The sequence below is a fragment of the Bacteroides sp. 1_1_30 genome (assembly GCF_020982715.1).
GTDB classification, from domain to species: Bacteria; Bacteroidota; Bacteroidia; order Bacteroidales; family Bacteroidaceae; genus Bacteroides; species Bacteroides xylanisolvens.
Genome location: NZ_JAJKHN010000049.1, coordinates 1 through 18663, shown reverse-complemented (window position 1 = coordinate 18663; position 18663 = coordinate 1). Strand labels below are relative to the sequence as shown.

The window sequence follows — 18663 nt, the reverse complement described above, 5'->3', positions numbered from 1 at the left end:
CGGCTTAGAATGTACACGACACTCCCAGGCTTATATTTATTCCTTTCTTATAATCATTCAATATCACCTTTTCCCCGTTTTCGTTCGCTTTGCGGCTTAACTTATAAGAGGGATTCAGCAGGTTGCGGGCTTTCAGGTTAAGGGAAAGATGCTTGTTCAGTTTGGCTTGGGACACAAAATCCAGTGTCAGTACTCCCTGCTCCATCATATCCTGATACCCCTGTGTGCCAATGGTATATATCTTATCACTCACATAATTAAGTACCAATGTATTGACAAAACTGCGTTCTCCTTTCGTGAAGTTATGCGAGAGATCGAAATTGACAATCCACGGTGCAGCTCCTTCCAGTTGCGAGCCAGTGGTAACCGTTGCCAAAGGCATTTTTGCATTCGTGTAGATATAAGAGCCATTCAATCCCAAAGAGAGTTTATTCATTCCGTGCGCAGCATTACTCACCGGACGGACAAACAGATTCTTACGTATTTCTATCTCCACTCCTGCCACGGTTGCCTTATCCGCTATATTCTCATAAGAAAGATAACCTCCGGCACTTGCCACTTCGATGCGGGATATCGGATTCTTAATCAATTTATAGAAAGCTGTGAGAGAAATCAACTCGGTCGGAGTGGGATTAAAGTCCCACTTCAGATCAAGGTTATAATGATCCGAAGGTTTCAGATTGGGATTCCCCTGACTGTTGAAGTTCACGCCGACATAACGGTAAGGAGATATTTCCTTTGCCTGCGGAAGCGTATATGTTTTACTAGCTCCCAGACGAAGCGAGTTTTTATCATTCAGATTGTATTTGAGATTCAAGCTGGGCAGGAAATAATCTTTTTGGATGGTATTGTTTCCTTTAGAACCTCCACGATTCACATTGTAATCCACTTCAATATCTACCTTGTCGTATTTCATTCCCAGATTCACAATCCAACGGGGAGTAAACTGGTAGGTAGCCTCGGCATAAGCGGAATGGATATTCTTTTTCACGGTATATTCATCTAAGTTCTTTTGTATCTTGAACCAGTCGGAAGCAAAGTTTTCCTGATTATAATAATCGTCAAGCGAGAAGTCGTCCAAAGAAGGGATGGTAGAAACATGTCCTACGGTCAGGTTATACTCCGTAGCTTTGAAGTTATCATCTACGAATCGGCCTGTATATCCGAAACGGATATTCGAAATTTCGTCTATATTATCTTTCAGACGATAGACCAAGCCTGCTTTTACATTCAAGTCGTCTTCATCTAAAGTTGAGAAATAGCGCTGTTGTGAGTTGCCCCTTAGCAACGTATAGCCGTCTTCCGCTTTAGTCAGGTTATTGATACGACGATCCGGTTCATACCCTTTCACCATATTATAGGAAGCACCTGCATCGAGACTTAATGATTTGGTCAATCCCCAGTTAGTCATTAGTTGGTTAACGATCAGCATATTGTCATTCGTTTGTTGGCGACGGGTGAATCCAAGGTTTTCATAGTCGTCACTAAAAATCGAGTTCTTGCCGTTGTAATCGCCCACCGACTGGGTATTGGCATGAATCATCATCAAATTATAACTGATGTGATGACGGTTCTGCATATCGAAATCCACATTGGCAAGTGCCAGTTGACTGATATTCTCCGCATACTTCTTTCCATTCATATCTTTGTAGACCGTACCGCTGGTAGTTGTATTACGTATGATTTCATCCGTATACTGATAGTCCGTCGTATGTCCGGCGGTCAGGAAGAAAGAAAACGGATTTTTGTCTTTTCCGACATAGAATCGTTTACCTCCGGAAATACTGTAACTCCGGTTGATTTGAAGATGTTGAGCGGAAGGGTCTAACTTATTTCTGAAGTTCCATGAGTTTTCATCGGCATGTTCGGTACGATTGGCAAAGCCCATGAAGTTCACTCCATCCTGTTTCAGAAAATCGGCTGCTACCGTTTGTGTATTCAAGCCACCGGAAATGCCGAATCCCAGATGACCGCTACCAATTAGTTCTTTGGATACAATATCAATGGTTGCCCCTCCGACATCGCTGCTGCCCCCCGCGTTGAATGCTTTCTTTACACCTACAGACTGAATAATGTCCGTACCGAAGAAATCAAGAGAGATATTCTTATATTCCGGGTCTTCGGAAGGAAGAGCAAATCCATTAAAAGTAGTTGCATTGTACCGGTCTCCCAATCCACGGACAAAGACATTTTTCACTCCGTCTTGTTTAGACACTCCGGCAACTTTCGTCACAGCACCTTCTGCATCCGAAACACCTTTGCGGGAAAGCTCCCTGACACCAACAGATTGTACGGCAATGACTGCTTTTTGCTGTTCGAGCAACAGCATATTCTCATTTTCCCTATTCTTCTTAGCTACAACCACCACATCGGCAAGTTCCTGTGCATCGGTTTCCAACTCCAGATTCAGTATCACCAGTTTTCCATTCTCCACACGCACTTTACGGCGCACTTCCGTTTTGTAACCTACATATTTAATCTCAATATCATACATACCTTCCAGAACGCCCATGCTGTTCAATTCGAAATTACCCTCCATATCGGTCACTGCTCCGGCTTGAGTTCCGAGCAAACGTATCGTAGCTCCTATCAAAGGTTCCTTGGATAGTTTGTCTTTCACAGCTCCTTTAATCTTGATATTGGCAGCCAATGCAGGAAGTACACACAACAGGCAAAAGAAGGCCGCCACTGAAAATCGGATAAGAAATAGTTTTTTCATCTAACTTTGCTCTACGTTTTAATTACGTCGGCAAAGATAGAGGGTGAGCATTACAACCGTAAGACGAAAAAAATACAATCTATTGAAAGAGTCATTGCAAGATGATGACAAGATGTTACAAACGTATTATCAATCAGTTACGCTATTAGTTTAACTTGTTTATAAGCAAATTTAAGACCGGAACTTCACTCTTTTATCTCTCATTATGCATAAAATTAATCGGCTGACAGTTGTGAGAAGGTGAAAATTTTGGCTGATAGTGTATTTCCACCCGCTTGTCGTCAAAGATATGTTTCACCGCTTTTCAATGCATTACGCAAAGAAACACCGATAGCTCCTTTCCCACTAAGTATATATCCAACGTTGGACTTTCTTAAAAAAAGAACAGGCATAATTGACTTGAAACTAAATATCATTATCTTTGTGAATGTTTCACGCTAAAAACAGATATGCGTCATGGAAGAGAATTTCAGAAGATATCCGATAGGAATACAGAACTTTGAAGATTTACGCAATAATGATTGTGTCTATGTTGATAAAACAGAATTGATTTATCGTTTGACTCATACAAATAAAGTCTATTTTCTAAGTCGTCCCCGACGCTTTGGGAAAAGTTTGCTGGTTTCTACACTAGAAGCTTATTTCCTGGGAAAAAAAGAACTGTTTCAAGGCTTGGCTATGGAGACTCTGGAAAAGGATTGGACGGTCTACCCGGTACTACACTTTGATTTTAGTGTGAGTAAATATATAACCGCTGATATGCTGTCAGCCGTTATTAACCGCCAATTGCTTTTATGGGAGAAAATTTATCAACGGGAAGAAGGAGAAACGACTTTCAGTTTACGTTTTGAAGGAATTATTCGTCGTGCTTACAAACAGACGGGTAAACAGGTGGTGGTATTAATAGATGAGTATGACTCACCAATGCTGGACAGCAATCATAATGATGAAGTTCAAAAGGAAATACGTAATATCATGCGGGATTTCTTTAGTCCACTGAAAGCCCAGGGACAGTATCTTCGCTTCTTATTATTGACAGGTATCAGCAAATTCAGCCAAATGAGTATCTTCAGCGAGTTGAATAACTTGCAGAATATCAGCATGAGGGATGATTACAGTGCTATCTGTGGTATCACCGAACAAGAACTGCGCACGCAATTGCAAATTGATATTGAACAAATGGCCCAAGCCAACAAGGAAACATACGAGGAAGCCTGTGTACATTTGAAACAACAATATGACGGTTATCATTTCAGTAAGAATTGTGTAGACATTTATAACCCATTTAGTCTATTCAATGCATTTGCGCAAAAGAGTTATGAGAATTTTTGGTTTTCGACCGGTACTCCCACTTTCCTGATAGATATTCTGCAAGAAAGCGATTTTGATATCCGGGAGCTGGATAACACGACCGCCACCGCCGAACAGTTTGATGCACCTAGCAATAGAATCACCGATCCTCTTCCGGTGCTCTACCAAAGCGGTTATCTCACAATTAAGGGATATGATCCGGATTTCCAACTGTATACACTGGCTTATCCCAACAAAGAAGTAAGAAAAGGATTTATCGAATCGCTGATGCCCGCTTATGTGCATCTGCCTGCACGAGAGAATACATTTTATGTAGTGTCCTTTATTAAAGACTTGCGTATCGGTCATTTAGAGGAATGTCTGGAAAGACTGAAATCTTTCTTTGCGTCTATCCCGAATAAACTGAACAACAAGGAAGAGAAACATTACCAAACTATCTTTTATCTGTTTTTCCGGCTGATGGGACAGTATATAGATGTGGAAGTGGATACAGCCATTGGAAGAGCAGACGCGGTTGTGAAACTTCAAGATACCATCTATGTTTTTGAATTTAAAGTAGATGGTACACCCGAAGAAGCATTAACGCAGATTAACAGCAAAAAGTATGCTATTCCGTATCAGGCGGATCACAGGAAAATAGTTAAAGTAGGTGTAAACTTTGACAGTGCCACACGAACGATTGGTGAATGGAAGATAGAACTCGGGAGTTAATCACCGAGTTCATAAAAGAGAATGCGCTAAATCAATTTCTTTTTCTTCCGGTAGTTCTCACGAAACTCTTTAGGCGAACAACTCTTTTTCTTCTTGAAGATCCGGTTGAAATTGGAAAGGTTATTAAAACCGCACTCATAACAAATCTCAGCGATAGACATCGTAGAATCTACCAGCAACCGGGAAGCAAAGCCCAGCCGAATATCAATGATATAATCAGAAAGATTCTTGCCTGTACGCAGTTTGAAAAAGCGGCTGAATGACACATCCGTCATCCCAACCATATCAGCCAACTGCCCCAGACGTATTTCTTCCTGATAATGTGTATTGATGTACTCCTGCACTTTCTGCACACGCCGGCTGTCCGAATGAATATCTATCTTGGCAAAAGACGAACTGGACAAGGTACGCGCTTCTTCTTCAAAGAGAGAAAGTTCATACAGGATTGTCATAAACTTAATGACCGCATAAAATCCTTGCTTCTCGGAAGCAAGCGTATCCAGCAACGGATATATTTTGAGTATGGCAGACATCGGGAAACAAAGCCCTTTTTGTGCTTTATCCAGCATCCGGCGGATAGAGTCGAACTGATTCTTATTGATAAAGCTCTTGAAGAAAAGATCGGAAGAAAACTGAATCGTAATCTCCCGTATCTCTTTCGAATGGCAGTCGTTCTGTTCCCAGACGTGTTCCAAATCTTTTCCTGTTATCAATACCAAATCATAATCACCTATCACTTCGGAAGAGTCTCCTACAATCCGCCTTACTCCGGCTGCCTTTTCGGTGAAGTTCAATTCAAACTCGGAGTGGTTGTGTATAGGATAAGTGAATTCCGTTTTATAACGTTCCGCAATGTAAAAGCAATCCTTATCTGACAAAGGAGTGATTTCACGGATAATCTGGTTGGATAACGGTGTAGTCATAGTAATTACAATTTATAAGCGTTTTATCGTTTGATTAGTTTTCTATCTTTACCCCTATCTGATGCAGGTCTGCCCCCGACGGGTTTTGGAAGACACGCAAGTCGAATTCGGGAATAATGGCAAGCACATGATCGAAAACATCTGCCTGTATGCCTTCGTAGGCAACCCATACTTTATTGGCAGAAAAGAAATAAAGTTCCAACGGGATACCGGTTTCGGTAGGCTGAAGCTGACGTACCATGCAGGTCAGGTCTTGGTTGACAGTAGGCAGATTCTTCAGATAGTTAGTCAGATAGGCACGGAAAACTCCCAGGTTTGTTTGCCGGCGTCCATTCACTAACACAGAGTTGTCGATATGATGTTCCTTATTATATTCTTCCACTACCTTTTCCGTTTCATCCACATAGTCTTTCAACAGTTGTATCTTCCGGTATTTTGCCAACATCTCCGGTGTACAGAAATGCACACTGGTCATGTCTATATTGATGGAACGTTTCACACGACGTCCGCCGGATTCCTGCATTCCCTGCCAGTTTTGGAAAGAATCACTAATCAATAGATAAGGAGGAATGGTGGTGATGGTATTATCGAAGTTACGTATTTTTACGGTATTCAATGTTACTTCTATCACCGTACCGTCCGCACCGTATTTCGGCATCGTGATCCAATCGCCCACCTTCAGCATATTATTGGCGGAAAGCTGGATGCCGGAGACAAATCCCATGATACTGTCCTTGAAAACCAACATCAGAACCGCAGCGGAAGCTCCCAATCCGGTCAGCAACACCACCGGACTTTGCTTTATCAAAATACTGATAATGATGATAGCTCCTATAAAGAAGAGAATGACTTGCGCTGTCTGCAAAAGCCCCTTCAAAGGTTTGTCTTTATATTGTTCACGCGCGCTATATACCAGATACACAGCCGTAAACAAAGCACTGACGAAGCGAAGAAAGACTGCAAGGATATAAATCATGCAAAGTCTTCGAAGAAAATCAAGCAAAGCAGAGTCTGCATGTTCGGGGAAGGCAATAGGAATAGATATATAAATCAATATAGGCGCCACCATCCTGCTGATGTTCACCATTACTTTATCATTAAATACAATATCATCCCAAGTAGCTTTTGTCTGTCTCACCAATTTAGCCACGGTACGCAGAATAATCTTGCGGCAAATCAGATTAGCCAATAATGCTATTCCAATAATAAACAATAAAATGATAAAGTTATCAATCTTATCAGCCATAGCTTCATCCACTCCCATCGAGAGCAAAGCATGATTCACCTCTTGCATCACTACATTACCTGCTTCTTCCGGTTGCCCGTTTGCTAATGCCACACTCACTGTATCAACCACTTCTTTTACTTCTTTCATAAGCAATCGTCTCTCTCTTTTTTAGTTTTTCTTTTATTTATGATCTCTGTTTCTTTTCTTCTTTATTCTTTCCTTCTTCCAAATATTCACTGATATCCTGCCGTAGCCAATCATAATGGAAGAGTCTTTTGTAGGCTACATTCTTCTTGAGCATGATTTCTACGTTCACCTGGCTGTTCTGATAACAAGTCAGTTCGTTTCTGAACTGTTCATTGTGTTCGGCCAACCGCTTGATTTCCTGTTCCCGTTCACGGCGCAATACGGTGCAGACCGGAATCAGTAGTTTCATTACCACATTATCCATCACATGGTGTCCCTGCATATACAAGTAAGTAGTTTCCGGCACCAAGCCCAGCTCTTTAAATTCAGTCCGCAATCCATTCACCTGATTAATGTTATGGGGGAATTTCCTTTTCAACTCTGCCAACTTCTGATTAACCCGTTGTTGAAGGGATTCCAAGCTCTTTTCCGGATGCCGGAGATTAATCTCGCGCAAAGAAGTATAAGTATGGAAATCGTACATGGGGAAAGTGTAAGTATCCCGTTGGCGATAGAACCATACGTTCCAGAGGAAAAGCGGATATACTATTTCAGAGTACTTCTTCAGGTAGAAGTTGAAATCTAAAATGGAACGGTCATTCAACGTAGCCTGCACACATACTTCGTGAAGGCTTTCGGCAAAACAATGATAGTTTTCAATAGCATAGGTATAAGTCTGAAAAATATACCTGTTCCGATTGATTTTACGGGAAGTATTGGTAGCTCCCTGCAACAGGAAATCATAGTCACTGTCCACACAGGCAATCAGACTTCTCCCCAATTCGGCTGTATTCAGCGTGTTCATGAGTACCATCTTTTTTCCTTTTGCCAGGGAGGTGGCCGAAGGAAGCATCACTTGGAAATAGTGTTCGTCGTCTTCAAACTCTTCAAGCAATGTGCGCCAGAAAGCGATGTCGTCATAGCTTTCTACGTAAGCGATGATACGTCGGCGGGCTTTCTTCGGATAAAGCTTATGGGCGGCATTGAAATAAGAAGAAGTCAGATTATCTCGTAGTGAAGTTGCCATTTGTTCTATTACAGGTTTCGAATTACAAATTACAGTTGGAAGAATCCTTGTCGAGCTTGTGCCCTACGGTGGTAGATATATCACTTACTTCTGTCACGGCATCCAGCCAGCCTTCCATAATGACGGCAGGCGAATGGGTAGTCAGGATAATCTGCACATTCGGATTCAGTTCACGTATCATAGCAATCAGTTTCTGCTGCCATTCTATATGAAGGGAGGCTTCCGGCTCATCCATAAACAATACACAATGGCTGTTGTCCTGCACGAGTACGGTCAGCAGGATAACCAGCATTTGCTTTTCACCGGACGACAGTTTATAAGGGAATAATAGTTCGCCATCCTGATAGAAAGCGATATCGTTCCGTTTCCGGTCTATCTTTTTGCGTGTATAGCTGAACAGTTCGTCAATCATATCCTGAAAACGACGTTTGGCTACAGATAATGTAGCTGCTTTACGACGCTCTTCTTCATCAGTGCTGGAAAGCATTTCAATCATCTTATTACCAATGTTGACCTGATAATCGAGGTAACGGCGTTGCAAGAGATAGAGTTGCCAGTCCAGTTCAGACTTTACATTCTTGTCGGCCATGCGGGCTGTGAAGTCACCCATAATCAGGGGACGGTCGTAGCTTCGGATGACGTCATAAGGAATATAGGTTGCCTGGGGATTGTCGAAAAAGAGACGCACTCCGTTCTTCTCGTCACTTTTCATTTCACCGGAAAGTCCTTCGAGGTATCCCACCGAACGGTTCAGAATGGTAGTCTTCCCCACTCCGTTGATGCCGGAGAGGATGTTCACATCGGGACGCAAATCCCATCCTATATTAAAGCGTTCCCATAGTCCGTGTATCTCGATACGACGGATATAATTGGCTTGTTGTTCCATAATATTCAAGTTTAATCAAGGCAAATATAAACAAATCATACGATAAAAGACTACCTTTGCAACCGTTTTCTCTATTTGATTGTTAATGATATCAGAGATATGGTAAAATAAATAGTATCAACATGGACAAAAGTAAGAACCTGTATGGTCATTTGTTTGCGCTTACAGCAAACGTTATGTGGGGATTAATGTCTCCCATCGGTAAGTCGGCTCTTCAAGAGTTTTCTCCAATTTCTGTCACTACATTCCGCATGGTGGGGGCAGCAGCCGCTTTCTGGATCCTTTCCATGTTTTGCAAACAGGAACATGTGAATCATCAAGATATGCTGAAAATCTTCTTTGCTTCACTGTTTGCGCTAGTATTCAATCAAGGAGTGTTTATCTTCGGACTTTCTATGACTTCTCCTATTGATGCTTCTATCGTAACTACCACTCTACCGATTGTAACAATGGTTGTAGCGGCCATTTACTTGAAAGAACCTATTACCAATAAGAAAGTACTGGGAATTTTTATAGGTGCTATGGGAGCGCTCATTCTCATTATGAGTAGCCAGGCAGGAAGCAACGGAAATGGAAGCCTGATTGGCGACTTGCTTTGTCTCGTTGCGCAAATCAGTTTTTCCATATACCTGACTGTATTCAAAGGATTGTCTCAACGATATTCGGCAGTAACGATTAATAAATGGATGTTCATATATGCTTCAATGTGTTACATTCCGTTCTCCTATTATGATATTTCTACGATTCAATGGACTTCTGTTTCCACTGTCGCCATTCTACAGGTACTTTATGTCGTATTAGGAGGTAGCTTCCTCGCGTATCTCTGCATTATGACTGCACAGAGGCTGCTCCGTCCTACGGTAGTCAGTATGTACAATTATATGCAACCGATCGTGGCTACGATTGCGGCAATCACGATGGGTATCGGAAGTTTCGGCTGGGAGAAAGGAATCGCTATCGCGCTCGTATTCCTGGGAGTATATATTGTGACTCAAAGTAAATCAAGAGCTGATCTTGAAAAAGCAGAAAAGCCTCATTAATAGTACAAGCGGGTAGAAAGACTGACGTTTCCTACCCGCTTATGCTAAATGTATTCTTTAAGAATCAGAATCTTATTATCATTTAAAGTCTTATTTCAAATCCTCAAAATAAGTATCGAGCAAGCTTCTTGCAGCTATAAACGAAGTCAGGTTGCCTTTCAATACCTGCTGTTCTTTTTCTAAGAGCATTGTTTCAATCTTCGGATTATGATAAAAGCTGTCACGAAGTTGTTCATTGATGCTTTCATACATCCAATATTTACTTTGCTCGTTGCGGCGATATTCAAAATAGCCGTTTTCTTTCACGAAGTCAATGTATTCGTAAATCATATCCCAGACCTCCTTCACTCCCAGGTTATAAAAACCGGAGTAAGTCAATACTTTGGGAATCCATCCGGATTCAGGCGCAGGAAACAGATGCAATGCATTACGGAATTGAGTGGCAGCCAACTTGGCACGTTCCAGATTATCTCCATCGGCCTTATTGATAACGATACCATCCGCCATCTCCATAATACCACGCTTAATCCCTTGCAGTTCATCGCCCGTACCGGACAACTGAATCAACAGGAAGAAATCAACCATCGAGTGAACAGCCGTTTCGCTCTGTCCCACTCCTACGGTCTCCACAAAAATCTTATCAAATCCGGCAGCTTCACAAAGAATAATCGTCTCACGTGTTTTGCGTGCCACTCCTCCCAAAGAACCGGCTGACGGACTAGGGCGGATAAACGATTTAGGATGCACGGAAAGCTGCTCCATACGCGTTTTATCCCCTAAGATACTGCCTTTACTACGCTCACTACTAGGGTCGATGGCCAATACCGCCAGTTTGCCCCCCTTTTCGAGCACGTGCAGACCGAATACATCTATGGATGTACTCTTTCCCGCACCGGGAACGCCGCTGATACCAATCCGGATCGAATTACCGGAAAATGGCAGACACTTCTCTATGATTTCCTGTGAGACAGCCTGATGTTCAGGCTTTACGCTTTCAACCAATGTCACAGCCTGACTCAATATGGTGACATCACCTTTTACGATACCTTCTACAAACTCTGCTACTGAAAGTTGGCGTTTCTTAGGTTTCCGCTTTAAGTAGGGATTCACAGATGAGGGTTGCTCAATGCCTTTATTGACAACAAGCCCCTTATATTCTTCACTATTTTCAGGATGTTCCATAATCATAGGATTTAGCGTTTGATATTGATTTCAACTTTCGGGCGTAACGGATCATTTGTTATCATCAGGATACGTAAATGATGCTTCTTATTACCTACGTCACGCTTACGAATAGTTACTTTGAGCTTCGTCATTCCATCCGGAGGAAGGACCGTCTTCTTCAGGCTCACTCCTACCGACGAATTGAATACCTGCAACTTACTGATGACTAACGGAGTCTTTCCGGAATTGGCTATCAATATATCATGGCTTACCTTATTCTTCTTTATCAACGGGATACTAAGATCAATATCCGTTTCCGAAATGTGCATGGCAGGAGCGTTCAAAGAATCTTTTTCCGTCATACGAGAGAAGTCGGGAAGAAGAATGGCCGAAACCGGTATTTCATTATCTTCGCTCACCTTATCACCGGAGAAACGGGAAAGGTAGACAGAAGTCTGTGTCAATCCGTAATCTTTTAGCTGGCTCGCATCCAGCGTCAGTTTGATAGTTCCTTTCTTGCCTTTCAACAAGACTTTGGGTTCCGCTTCCATTTTCAGATAAGGAGGCAGATGCATCAATACCGGTTCGTAAGGACGATCCGAAAGATTGGCGATATCGAAGGTCAATGAAGGCTGCTGTCCGCGATAGACATCGGGGAAAGCAAACTCATCACGATCTAAACGAATATTTCCAATTGTATAAGGAAGTAGCTTTGTATAATCTTTTATTTCCTGCACTACTTCACCGGTAAACTTCAGATAGACCAGGCTCGGACTGGCATTACTATATATTCCTATCGACTTTTCAAAATGTCCTAACGCTTTTGCGTCAAAAGAAGCTTTTACTACTCCTTTTCCTCCCGGGGCAATCGGTTCTTTGGTCCAATCGGCCACGGCACAAGCACAAGAGGTTGTGACGTTGGTCAGTACCAATGGCTGGTTTCCCGTGTTAGTGATGGTATATTCCACTGTCACCGGACGTTTCCACTCAATTTGTCCGAAGTTATGTGTCTCTTTATTTGAAGAGATACGAGGTTGGGCAACGGCTGCCAAAGCGACAGTAAGTAAAGATAATATAGATAGTAAACTACGTTTCATGCGATATTTTTTATTTTGGTGCACAAATGTAGGGGTTTTAGATGAGTTTTTCACCACAGATTACACAGATTAACACAGATTGACGAAAGAGGATAATTCTCTCCATCAAGAGGTATCAAATAGATTCAGGCACGGATTACGCCTATTTTATGGTTTCAGTTTATCTAATGAACCGTAAAATAGGCATAATGCGTGCCTGAATATTTCTCTTACAAATGTCCTGCGTTACTCTTTAACAGCTACCGTCATCGAAGCAGAATGTGAAGCATATTCTGGTGCGTATGCACATTGCATGGTTGCCAGACCTGTTTCGTAAGTTCCTGCACGGCTGACACGGTAACTATATTCCAATACATATACTCCTTTTCCTAAATGATCGAAGAAGAAATTGGTCGATGCATCTTTGATGTCTACGTAATAGCCCAGTCCGTTGTTCCAACGATAGCCGGAAATGCTGCCGATCGGTTCGAAGCAAGCTCCCCGCTGATCTTTCAACTGCACAAAATCCATCGGACGGTCTACACGGATGCTCAAACGGGAAACGACTTTATCACCTACCTGAAGAACTGTTTTCGCTGTTATAGGCTGCAATTGAGGGACATTATTTACCATACGTTCCACATACAATTGTTTCTCTACATTCAACTCACCACCCTGTTGTTTCACATCACTGATGGGGGATTCAAATTCTGCATATACAGCTCCCCAGGCGATACCCGGATTTCTCTTTTCCACTTCAATCTTACGGGCATCCACCACGCTCTTCTGTGTGAAAGAACGTTTGATATATCCCAATCCTGGAACAGTCGTTTTACTCGGAGCAACCGTTTCCAGCACTTCATTAGCAATTACAATCCGTACATCTCCCTGATTGTCGAGCACGTTAACACCTTTCATCAGCAACGCAAATACCGCGTCGGCAGTAGCTACCGGAGAGTTCCATTGTTGTGTTTGCTTTTGCTTCAACAGCCAAAGTTTCATTTCTTCCACGGTATCGCTGTTACCGCCTATCGCCTCCAATGCTTCCATCACATCTACGTGAGCCTGCATCTGCATTCCGCCCCATGTATACGGATTCTCGTTGAAAGCAAAGAACATTCCCTGTTCATCCGTCTTGGTCAGGAATTCTTTCAAAGAAGCGACAAATTCCTGTGCTTCTTTCTTGCGTCCGGCTTTATTCAGTACAATAGCGGCAATCGCTTTCGTATCCATCGAAGGAGAAGTAAGCAGTTCTCCTACTTTAGAAAGATAATAGGTATAAGCAGCTTTATTGGCAGCAGGCACCTGCTCTCCGGAAATAGCGATGAGATACAAATATTGCAGAATACTACCCGAAACACCGGTAAATTTCACTCCTTCTTTCTGTGCTTTCAAGATTTCCTTATATTCGTCTAAAGCTGATTGATGAAGGTAAGTGAAAGCATTTTGTTGTAAGGAGAGAGCTGTACCTGTTAATTTCTCACCTGTCAACATAGCCAGACGGGCATTCAGTTCGGCGATATAGGTAGTAATATATCGGCTGCCGGTCATTCCTTTATACCAAGACCATGCACCACTTGCATTCTGCAACTCCTGCAATCGGGTCAAAGCCGCTATATTATTGCTACGGATATTATTCAAATCAAACAAAGTGGCGATACGTTCTTTCTGTTGCTCTTCCGTTTGCGCTTCGAGCACCCAGGGAGATTCGGACAGAATGATGTTCTTCACTTCCTGATTCTTTTGCAGATTGCTCAAGAAGGTTTCTTTCGTACCTCCCTGCAATTTCCAACTTTCAAACACTGCTTTGATCTTCGGCTGACTGTTCATAATGAACGAAGCCAAGGTATTTGCATAATATGCCGTAGCCCAGGAGATCGCATTATTGCTTGTAGGAAGACTCAAAGAAGGCAATGCCTGAATAGCATACCAAGCTGGATTTCCTGTAAACTCGACAGTCAGTTTACGGTCGGTTGCCGTTTTACTTTGTTGGTTGAACAGGCCGTCGAGTGAGAAAGTACGGGTTTCTTCTCCACGTACAGGCATTGGAAGTGTCTCTACCAAATGTTCTTTATTGCTAAGCACCGGAAGCAACTGTTGTTCTCCATCGCTGAAAGTACCGCTATCGGCTATCATCCGGCATCCCAATATTTCGTATTTATCACTGACGGTAAACTGGAAGCTCACGCCAATCGTCTTTCCGGCAACAAGGCTGAATTTCTGTTTTTGTGTACTGATTACTTTCTCCGTCATCGGATCGAAAAGAATCAGAGTTACTGTTCCGGCTTGCGGCTTACCAGTCATATTAGAGATAGAAGCTGCAAGAGAAGTCTTATCTCCCACACGTACAAAGCGGGGAAGATTAGGAGTCAGCATAAATTCCTTACTCGTGGTAGCTTCACCGTCCAATGTTCCCATCAGCATCCCTTTCGTATGAGAATATCCACGGAAGTTCCAACGCGTCAGACTTTCGGGCATCGTAAAAGAGAACGAGATTTCTCCCTGTTCATTGGTACGAAGTTGCGGATAGAAGAAGGCTGTTTCTGCAAGATTTGTACGCAGGTTGGCAGGAGCTTCAGGGAGTGTTTCGTTTCCGGACGTTTCATCAAGTTTACCAAGTGTTCCCGTTTGGCCCCATCCTGACTCAAATTCCACATCTTCAGAAGCATCGGAGACTAAAGCCGGTACATATTTCACTTCCACCGCATTGCTCCGGCTTGTAACACTTCCTGTCATCGACACCTTTCTCTGAACCGCCAGACCTCTAACCACCACTCCATCAGCCAAAGACTCCGACAATGCATATACATTTCCTACACCGGAAGACATCACGAAATAATCATACGCCAATCCCGGCACTTTAAGGCTTTTCGTATTCCACCAGTAATTAAATGAATTATTTCCTGAATATCCGCTCATCCAATTAGAATACGGAACAATCTGACTATAGAAGACTTGGAAATTCTGCTGACGGTTCCATATCTTATCCAGTGAAGCATCATACATCGTTGCCAGCATCTCCGCATTAGCGGCTTGTCCTTGTGGCGTTTTAATCGTCAGTTTCCATTCTTCCTTCTGTCCGGGACGCAACTTATCGCGGAATACTTCCCACTTCATAGTCAATGTCTTATCCGGTACACGTCTGGTCAGCCGGGCATGTTCCTGATAAACCTGTCCATCTCTTACCATACAGAAATTCACAAACACACCGTCACCATAACTCTCCTGATATGGATATTCGAAACGAACAATCGTATCAGACAAGTTCAACGTCTTACTTTCCAGCAGTTTATCACCGGAGAATACATTCATCATCACATAAGCATCCTTTTTCGACGTACCGAAGCAGAATACAGCCGGATGAGTCGCATCAAATTCCATATTTTCTCCATAGAACCAAACCGTCGTTTCTACAGGCGGACGTTTGTCCTCAATGGAGAAAAGAATCGTGTTAGTATCAGTAGTCACTTCCTTGCCCTGATTATCTTTCACCGATGCTTTCAGTACATAAGGGCCCGAAGGAAGATTCTTCCAATCGAGCGTTATTTCTTCGTTAGAAGTAAAAGTTCCCGTTAAAACCGGTTTCTCTTCCAGTTGTTTGAAATCCTGGTCTTTGGCAGGATATAAGTAATAATTTCCTTTCACTTCCACAGGTTGTCCATTCAGGTTTTGCACGTTAAACATCGTGTCGAATGGTTTATCCTTACAAGTCTTATCATGCAATTCCACCTGCAAAACCAACGAACGGTTTCCGGCCGAAATGACATCCGTAGAAGATTGTGTTTCACCCGCCACATTGGTAACAGTAGCTTCAATGGAATAGCGATAATATACTTTATCATCATTCTTATAAGAATCGCTTTCCTGCAGGCGGACCGGTATCGTAAATTCTCCGTTCTCATTGGCCGTCACTTCACCGGAAGCAATCTGTACCGATTCCGCAAAGCGCCAAAGGCTGTATGTAGAACGCATCACCTTATATTTTACCGGAAGATCCTGAAGCAATACACCGCTATAAGATGCTATCTTGCCTTTCACCTGCACTTCATCTCCCAACTTGTAACTTCCCTGTTGCTTTTCAAAAGTGATGTCAAATGTCGGACGTTTATAATCTTCCACGCGGATACTTGTACGACCTCTTCCTGCCTTCAACGAGAACATTCCGTTCAGGCAAGCTGAAGGCAACGCGAAATCAGTGGCAAACGAGCCGAACTCATTGGTGCGTACCGACTTCTGCCCTACTTCCTGATTATTTGCATCCAATAAAGTAACCATATATTCCTTGTTCGGAAGCACATCCGCCGTATCTGATTCTTGAGAATAGGCAATTCCTTTCACATACACCGTCTGTCCGGGACGATACAAAGAACGGTCAGTCAATAAAGTCATATTTTCCGCTACCTTATCTTCGTCACCGTAATATCCGTAACTTCCTGCATAGATACCTTGCTTCGGTATCGCTGTATCCGTGCCCTTGGAAGCTTTCAGATAACGATATTCAGATTTCCAGGGAAATACTACCTTACCATCTTTGTCCGTCGTAAACTCTTGCAAAACTTTTTCATCGTTACTATACATCGTAACTTTCGCATTCGAAATAGGATGTCCCGTCTGTCCGTCCAACGTCACCACTTGATATTGTTTTTCCGGCAGACGACAAGTCAACACCTTGAAACGTGTTACGTCAAATTTGCTTTCACTGTCTCTCTTTGCACGAATATCCGGTATGATACGCATTACGTAAGCTCCAAGTTCGGGAGCTTTGAATGTAAACACCGTGTCCTGTGTCCGGTAATCTTCCGGACGAATTACAGAGTAATGTTGTTCTTTTATCAGTTTCTTCGCCTGATAAATCCGGACGGTAAAACCATCCAGATTCTTATGTGAGGCTCTTAGTTCTATCTCTTCGTTCGGGAAAGCCTGATCTGCTGCATAGACATTCAAATAAGGAGCCAATATTTCTTCCCGAAGATTTTTCAGAGCATTGATTCTGTCATACCCCGGATAAAGACGAATCGCCTCATCACAAAGTTGCAATGCATTAACCTGCTGTTGCTTTTCAATAGCATAACGGGCTTGTGCCAGGTACACTTCAGCACATATCGGCTCCGAAGCATATTTACTTTTCAATGTATTCAATGCTTTCAGGTAAGTGTCATCCGTCAATACTGAAGCCTCTCCCTTTACTTGGAGAGGTCGGATATACCGTTCCGCTCCCCGTCTCCATTCCAAATAGTTAAGTGCGGTCAACACATAACCTTCTTTCAATCCGGCTGCTTTATAAGCAGAAAGCATATTTCCGTAAATAGCTATTATATCCTGCTTCACCGGATTTACGGCGTTCGTTTCAGTGTACCCGCCACCTAGTTTTTCCACTTGCAACAGAGCATCAATGCCACGGGAAGCCAATAAATGATAAAGGTCATGGTGATAATATTCACTCGTTTTCCCCAATTCTACGAAAGGGATATAATCGCGTGAAGAAGTTTTGAGCAGTAACACAGAGTCAGCCAAGGCTTCTTTCACATTTGTCCGCACTTTCTCTACAAACATATTGGCGGTCCACTCGCGTATATCCGCGGAAGGCGTTTGGCCTACGATTTCCGTCCGTTGGCGAAGTTGCCATTGGTTGTTGGCAGCATAATTTGCATAAATTCCGGCTATCAGAGAGTGCAAAATAGCACGGTCCATTGGTTGGTCGGTTTGTTTCACCCACTGTTCCAGTCCTTTCAGACCGGCATAAAGACTATCCGGATTCAACACTTCCCGGTATTTCATCCGCCACGCGTATGCTTTGAGCATCTGCGGAGAGTTTTTCTCTTTTTCCCCTTTCTGATAAATCTCATCAGTCAGTTTTATCACAGTCTTAGGCAAGCTCTTTTTCTCTGCTTGCTCCACTTCTTTCCATAATTTGTCGAAAGTCTGTGCCTGCACCGCCGGAATCACCCCCAACCATAGTAGCACCATCATACAAATCTGCTTTACTTTCATAATCTTTCTAGTTTAAGTTCGCTATAAGTCTCACTCTATAAATAACAAAGTAAAGAAATAAAGTTTAAAGATTTGTACTTTTTAGCTTAAAAAAAACTTTTATCAAGCTACCAACCTTATACTGTATCGTATAGACGTTAGCTCATTACCAGATTCACTTTAGAATAAAAAAATATTATTCGGTTTGTTATTTAATTGAATAGTTCATTTTTGCACTGTTTTCACCACAGAGGACACGGAGGGCACAGAGGTGAATTTGGTTTATGATTACGGTTGTGACCCTAATTTTGATGCGTAATCCTTCCTCTATAAAGTTGAAAAAACGGTTCTTCGTCAAATTTGGTGGTAATCTCTTTTTTATTTCGATGGTTTTCCTCTTCTTCTTTCTTAATCCTATAAAA

10 protein-coding genes are annotated in these 18663 nt (G+C 42.6%); 2 read left to right on the top strand and 8 right to left on the bottom strand.

Annotated elements, in window-relative coordinates:
* Positions 1–4 precede the first annotated feature (4 nt).
* Positions 5–2719 (bottom strand): TonB-dependent receptor, encoded by a 2715-nt coding sequence (locus LPH68_RS15270; protein ID WP_151923689.1) that lies wholly within the window; start codon positions 2717–2719, stop codon positions 5–7.
* 456 nt (positions 2720–3175) lie between these two features.
* On the opposite strand from LPH68_RS15270, the gene LPH68_RS15265 reads away from it, so the two are divergent.
* Positions 3176–4741 carry an ATP-binding protein gene (locus LPH68_RS15265; RefSeq protein WP_008642103.1) on the top strand — a complete coding sequence of 522 codons (1566 nt, stop codon included), beginning with the start codon at positions 3176–3178 and terminating at the stop codon, positions 4739–4741.
* A gap of 26 nt (positions 4742–4767) precedes the next feature.
* On the opposite strand, the gene LPH68_RS15260 is transcribed toward LPH68_RS15265, so the two are convergent.
* From LPH68_RS15260 to LPH68_RS15245, 4 genes are read right to left on the bottom strand one after another with little or no spacing between them, the layout of a single operon-like run.
* Positions 4768–5664 (bottom strand): AraC family transcriptional regulator, encoded by an 897-nt coding sequence (locus LPH68_RS15260; RefSeq protein ID WP_004315639.1) that lies wholly within the window; start codon positions 5662–5664, stop codon positions 4768–4770.
* A gap of 34 nt (positions 5665–5698) precedes the next feature.
* Positions 5699–7039 carry a mechanosensitive ion channel family protein gene (locus LPH68_RS15255; protein WP_004315638.1) on the bottom strand — a complete coding sequence of 447 codons (1341 nt, stop codon included), beginning with the start codon at positions 7037–7039 and terminating at the stop codon, positions 5699–5701.
* A gap of 37 nt (positions 7040–7076) precedes the next feature.
* Positions 7077–8105, bottom strand: coding sequence for a DUF4435 domain-containing protein (locus tag LPH68_RS15250; RefSeq protein ID WP_004315637.1), 1029 nt, complete (start codon positions 8103–8105; stop codon positions 7077–7079).
* A gap of 22 nt (positions 8106–8127) precedes the next feature.
* Complete coding sequence (locus tag LPH68_RS15245) at positions 8128–8991, bottom strand: AAA family ATPase (protein WP_151923690.1); 864 nt, start codon at positions 8989–8991, stop codon at positions 8128–8130.
* Between the two features lie 122 nt (positions 8992–9113).
* Between LPH68_RS15245 and LPH68_RS15240 the strand changes: the two genes are divergently transcribed.
* Complete coding sequence (locus LPH68_RS15240; RefSeq protein ID WP_151923691.1) at positions 9114–10031, top strand: DMT family transporter; 918 nt, start codon at positions 9114–9116, stop codon at positions 10029–10031.
* Positions 10032–10121: 90 nt separating this feature from the next.
* Here LPH68_RS15240 and meaB read toward each other — a convergent pair whose 3' ends face one another.
* The 3 genes from meaB to LPH68_RS15225 form a co-directional block, all read right to left on the bottom strand.
* The gene (gene meaB / locus LPH68_RS15235; RefSeq protein WP_004305376.1) at positions 10122–11213 is read right to left on the bottom strand and encodes a methylmalonyl Co-A mutase-associated GTPase MeaB; all 1092 of its coding nucleotides are present in this window, start codon (positions 11211–11213) and stop codon (positions 10122–10124) included.
* Between the two features lie 11 nt (positions 11214–11224).
* Positions 11225–12292: a DUF1573 domain-containing protein gene (locus LPH68_RS15230; protein WP_004301426.1), complete on the bottom strand. Its 1068-nt coding sequence runs from the start codon at positions 12290–12292 to the stop codon at positions 11225–11227.
* Between the two features lie 225 nt (positions 12293–12517).
* Positions 12518–18262 carry an alpha-2-macroglobulin family protein gene (locus LPH68_RS15225; RefSeq protein ID WP_192923115.1) on the bottom strand — a complete coding sequence of 1915 codons (5745 nt, stop codon included), beginning with the start codon at positions 18260–18262 and terminating at the stop codon, positions 12518–12520.
* Positions 18263–18663 lie beyond the last annotated feature (401 nt).

Excerpts from the sequence above, each read along its gene's own strand:
- LPH68_RS15270 (WP_151923689.1), bottom strand. The coding sequence starts at position 2,719 with ATGAAAAAACTATTTCTTATCCGATTTTCAGTGGCGGCCTTCTTTTGC.
- LPH68_RS15255 (WP_004315638.1), bottom strand. The coding sequence starts at position 7,039 with ATGAAAGAAGTAAAAGAAGTGGTTGATACAGTGAGTGTGGCATTAGCA.
- meaB (WP_004305376.1), bottom strand. The coding sequence starts at position 11,213 with ATGGAACATCCTGAAAATAGTGAAGAATATAAGGGGCTTGTTGTCAAT.
- LPH68_RS15250 (WP_004315637.1), bottom strand. The coding sequence starts at position 8,105 with ATGGCAACTTCACTACGAGATAATCTGACTTCTTCTTATTTCAATGCC.
- LPH68_RS15260 (WP_004315639.1), bottom strand. The coding sequence starts at position 5,664 with ATGACTACACCGTTATCCAACCAGATTATCCGTGAAATCACTCCTTTG.
- LPH68_RS15230 (WP_004301426.1), bottom strand. The coding sequence starts at position 12,292 with ATGAAACGTAGTTTACTATCTATATTATCTTTACTTACTGTCGCTTTG.
- LPH68_RS15245 (WP_151923690.1), bottom strand. The coding sequence starts at position 8,991 with ATGGAACAACAAGCCAATTATATCCGTCGTATCGAGATACACGGACTA.
- LPH68_RS15240 (WP_151923691.1), top strand. The coding sequence starts at position 9,114 with ATGGACAAAAGTAAGAACCTGTATGGTCATTTGTTTGCGCTTACAGCA.
- LPH68_RS15225 (WP_192923115.1), bottom strand. The coding sequence starts at position 18,262 with ATGAAAGTAAAGCAGATTTGTATGATGGTGCTACTATGGTTGGGGGTG.
- LPH68_RS15265 (WP_008642103.1), top strand. The coding sequence starts at position 3,176 with ATGGAAGAGAATTTCAGAAGATATCCGATAGGAATACAGAACTTTGAA.